The sequence below is a fragment of the Terrisporobacter sp. genome, from assembly GCF_017888745.1.
Classification (GTDB): Bacteria; Bacillota; Clostridia; order Peptostreptococcales; family Peptostreptococcaceae; genus Terrisporobacter.
Genome location: NZ_JAGHFM010000299.1, coordinates 1 through 3,795, shown reverse-complemented (window position 1 = coordinate 3,795; position 3,795 = coordinate 1). Strand labels below are relative to the sequence as shown.

The following is a 3,795-nucleotide window of genomic DNA, read 5'->3' as shown; positions in this document are numbered from 1 at the left end:
TAATAATCCTCAGCTTCACCATAATTTCTATTTTCTATATATGTAACTAAATCTTCTACCTCTTTATTAACATTTAAATTATCGCTACTAAAATAGAGAACTATCATTAATAATAATACTGACAAGGCTGTTAAACAAACTTTTACTATTTTTTGTCGATTATCATATATTAAGTTAACAGCCTTGTCATAAAATATTTTAAAGTCCATCCCTCTTCCCTTTCTGTAACCAATATTCATAAAACTTTTTTTCATTATATCATATATATACATTTTTTTCATTCACGAAAACTAATTACCAAGGTAATTTATAAAACTAAATTAAGGGATATGGCATTTTATAACTATCTACAATACATTTACAAAGATAATACTTATATCATCACGGCTACCTTTTTCACTTAATCTTTCCAGATAATCTTCATAATTCATTTCAAGAATCAATTTTGCAAATATATTTTTATTATATTTAGTCAAAGTATCATTTAAGTCCTCTATCATATATTCATAGGAAGAGAAACTATTTTCATATCCATCAGAATATAAAATTATAAAATACCCTCCTATATCTACATTTTCTTCGAGCTTCCATAAAAATTTATTATGTGCTTCTTCTTCCGCCATACAATCTACTAAATATTTTTTATGAGAATACAATACTTTATTAAATATTTTATTTTTATTGATTAATATTTCTCCATCGCCTAATTTAAAAAATAGTCTATATTTATCTGTTACCACTGTCGCTAATAATGTAGTTCCATACCTAAAATAATTTAATTTATATGCCCTTGGTAAACTTCTATCAAAATCTTTTTCAACCAACTCTCTCCATCTAACACAAATTTCTTTTTGGATCTTCTTTTCTTTTAATAATATATCTAAATCATCTAAATCATATATTATATATTTTTTTAGAACTTCAATAACTGCTTCACATGCATATTCCGATCCCTTATGGCTATGGGTAAAAAAATCTCCGCTGTGACCATCTGCAACTGCACAGATTATACCCTCTTCTAAAGTTTCATATTTAACATAATCTTGAGAAGATTTATTTTTTATCTTATTTTTGTAACCTACTATACTCTTGCTAAACACAGTAAATATCATTATATTCCTCCTAAAACTTTATTTATACTTAAATAATATGTTTTAAAAGAATTTAAAAAACCGCAAATTCATATATTATTTTAAATTTGCGGATTATAAACAATTCATATTTTTATTTATATTACGATATATTTCGTCTATTTCTATTAATAGATTTCTGTTTCTTTTTATAAGTATTAGCAGGAACAGATTTTTTAGTTGCTTTAACTGGTTTTGCTGGCTTAGCTATAATATTTTTCCAGTTAAAAATAACTAACAAACAAGAAATTCCCAAAGTTGCTAAAATTGCTAACTTTATATAATAACTTAATCTTATATTCACTCCAAATAAAGAATTAGATATTGCTAAAACTGTTGTCACAGGAAAGCATATTATAACTGATTGTACAATGACTTTTAATAATTTATATATTATATTAAATAAATGCTTAATTTTGTTAATAGTTTTAATCTTAAATTTTCTTATTACCTTCTTCATGCTCCTCACCTCAACTTTATATATAGATTATTACATTATATTTACTATAATAACAAACTTATACAAAATTGGCAATTATCAATAATTATTAATTGTAGAAAAAATAGTTATTTTTGTACTTTTCATTCTAATAAAATAATTAAAAATCATTGCAAATACTTAAGTGTAACATTATAGATATAAATTTAATAAAATAAATTGATATATAATTATTTTAATGAGGTGATTTTATGGCATGTCTTCCTAACTTGGGAGAAAAGGCCCCTAATTTTAAAGCGAATAGCACATTTGGGCCAATAGAACTATGTGATTATACAGGTAAATGGGTTGTACTTTTTTCACACCCTGGTGATTTTACCCCTGTATGCACTACTGAATTTATGTGCTTTGCTAAATATGCTTGTGAATTTGAAAAAAGAAATACTCAATTAATCGGACTTAGTGTTGATAGTAATGCTTCTCATTTAGCATGGGTTTACAATATACTACAACTTACTGGAATAGAAATTACCTTTCCAGTAATCGAAGATTTGAGCATGAATATAGCCAAACAGTACGGAATGATTTCTGAACCAATGAGTAGTACATCTACAGTAAGAACTGTATTTATTATAGATGATAAACAAATTTTAAGAACTATATTATACTACCCTCTATCTACAGGTAGAAATATTCCTGAAATTCTTAGAATAATAGATTCTTTACAAACAGTTGATAGAGATAAAGTTGTAACACCAGCTAACTGGCTGCCTGGAATGCCAGTTATTGTACCACCACCAAAAACTTACAAAGAACTAATAAGTAGAGTTAAAAATTGCAATAAAAAATACTCTTGTATAGATTGGTATTTATGCTTTGTAGAAGATGAAAGTAAAAAGTGTATAGAAAGAATGAATAATACTAAAAAAGCTTTAGAAGCTAGTAATATAATATCTACAAACTCTAAAAATTTAAATAGACCTCCTGTAGATAAAGAGTTACCACCAGATACTCAAAATCCTAATTGTCCAAATTTAAGACCTATAGTTGCAGAGTATGTACTTGGAAATCCTGCTAATGTAGATCCAAATTTTTTAGATGCAGTTATTTATGCCTTTGTAGAGATTGATTCTAATGGTGATTTAATAGTTCCATCACCAGGATATTTAAACCAATTGTTAAATTTAAGAGAGGTTAAACCATCATTACAAGTAATAGCTGCTATAGGTGGATGGGGTGCTGAAGGATTTTCAGATGCAGCTCTTACACCATCTTCAAGATATAACTTTGCACGAAATGTTCAAGAACTAATCAACGATTACGGCTTAGATGGTATAGATTTAGATTGGGAATATCCAGGAAGTAGCGCTGCTGGAATAAAATCAAGACCACAAGATAGAGAAAACTTTACCCTTCTAATAACTGCCTTAAGAGATGTGCTTGGACCTAATACTTGGATTAGTGTTGCTGGTACTGGAGATAGTGCTTATATTAATAATAGTTTAGAAGTAGCAAATGTAGCTCCTCTTTTGACACACTTTAATTTAATGAGCTATGACTTTACTGCAGGAGAAACTGGAGAAAGAGGAAGAAGACATCAGGCCAATTTATTTGATTCAGATTTATCTCTACCAGGATATAGTGTAGACAGATTTGTTAATAACTTAGTAAATGCTGGAATGCCTTCACAAAAAATACTTCTTGGTGTTCCATTCTATGGAAGACTTGGAGCAACAATAACAAGATCTTATGATGAACTTAGAAAGTCTTATATAAATAAAAATGGTTATGAATACAGATTTGATAATGTGGCTAAGGTTCCTTATTTAGTCAAAGATGGACAATTTGCTATGTCTTTTGACAATGATTTATCTATATTCTTAAAAGCTCAATATGTTCTTAACAATTGCTTAGGAGGTATATTCTCTTGGACATCAACTTATGACCAAGCAAATATATTAGCGAGAGCAATGTATCAATCTATAAATAACCCTGTAGGATTTGAACAAGAATTAATCGATATATATGGAGAAATACCACAATAAATTTAAAAGCTATGAGTTTAGAAAATTCTAGGTTCATAGCTTTTAATCTAATTTAACACTAACTGAAACTTAAGAATGCTCAATATAATGTATCTATAAAATATTTATTACATATTTAGGAGAATTAATTGAATAATAATATCTATAATTGTATAAATCTAGGAGGATAATTAATATGTAC

The 3,795-nt window shown here is 27.4% G+C and carries 4 protein-coding genes; 1 reads left to right on the top strand and 3 read right to left on the bottom strand.

All coding sequences use genetic code 11. The features are described 5' to 3' along the window. From J7G74_RS13620 to J7G74_RS13610, 3 genes are all read right to left on the bottom strand, one after another. Nucleotides 1-209 (bottom strand): hypothetical protein (locus J7G74_RS13620; protein WP_297136333.1); only part of this gene is annotated, 209 nt, incomplete at its 3' end. A gap of 138 nt (nucleotides 210-347) precedes the next feature. After that, nucleotides 348-1,112: a protein phosphatase 2C domain-containing protein gene (locus J7G74_RS13615; protein WP_297136331.1), complete on the bottom strand. Its 765-nt coding sequence runs from the start codon at nucleotides 1,110-1,112 to the stop codon at nucleotides 348-350. A 121-nt stretch (nucleotides 1,113-1,233) separates the two neighbouring features. Further along, nucleotides 1,234-1,590 carry a hypothetical protein gene (locus tag J7G74_RS13610; RefSeq protein WP_297136329.1) on the bottom strand — a complete coding sequence of 119 codons (357 nt, stop codon included), beginning with the start codon at nucleotides 1,588-1,590 and terminating at the stop codon, nucleotides 1,234-1,236. A 230-nt stretch (nucleotides 1,591-1,820) separates the two neighbouring features. On the opposite strand from J7G74_RS13610, the gene J7G74_RS13605 reads away from it, so the two are divergent. Then, the gene (locus tag J7G74_RS13605) at nucleotides 1,821-3,614 is read left to right on the top strand and encodes a peroxiredoxin (protein ID WP_297136327.1); all 1,794 of its coding nucleotides are present in this window, start codon (nucleotides 1,821-1,823) and stop codon (nucleotides 3,612-3,614) included. The last annotated feature ends 181 nt before the right edge of the window (nucleotides 3,615-3,795 follow it).

Coding starts and splice junctions, on each gene's coding strand:
- J7G74_RS13605 (WP_297136327.1), top strand. CDS start 1,821: ATGGCATGTCTTCCTAACTTGGGAGAAAAGGCCCCTAATTTTAAAGCG.
- J7G74_RS13610 (WP_297136329.1), bottom strand. CDS start 1,590: ATGAAGAAGGTAATAAGAAAATTTAAGATTAAAACTATTAACAAAATT.
- J7G74_RS13615 (WP_297136331.1), bottom strand. CDS start 1,112: ATGATATTTACTGTGTTTAGCAAGAGTATAGTAGGTTACAAAAATAAG.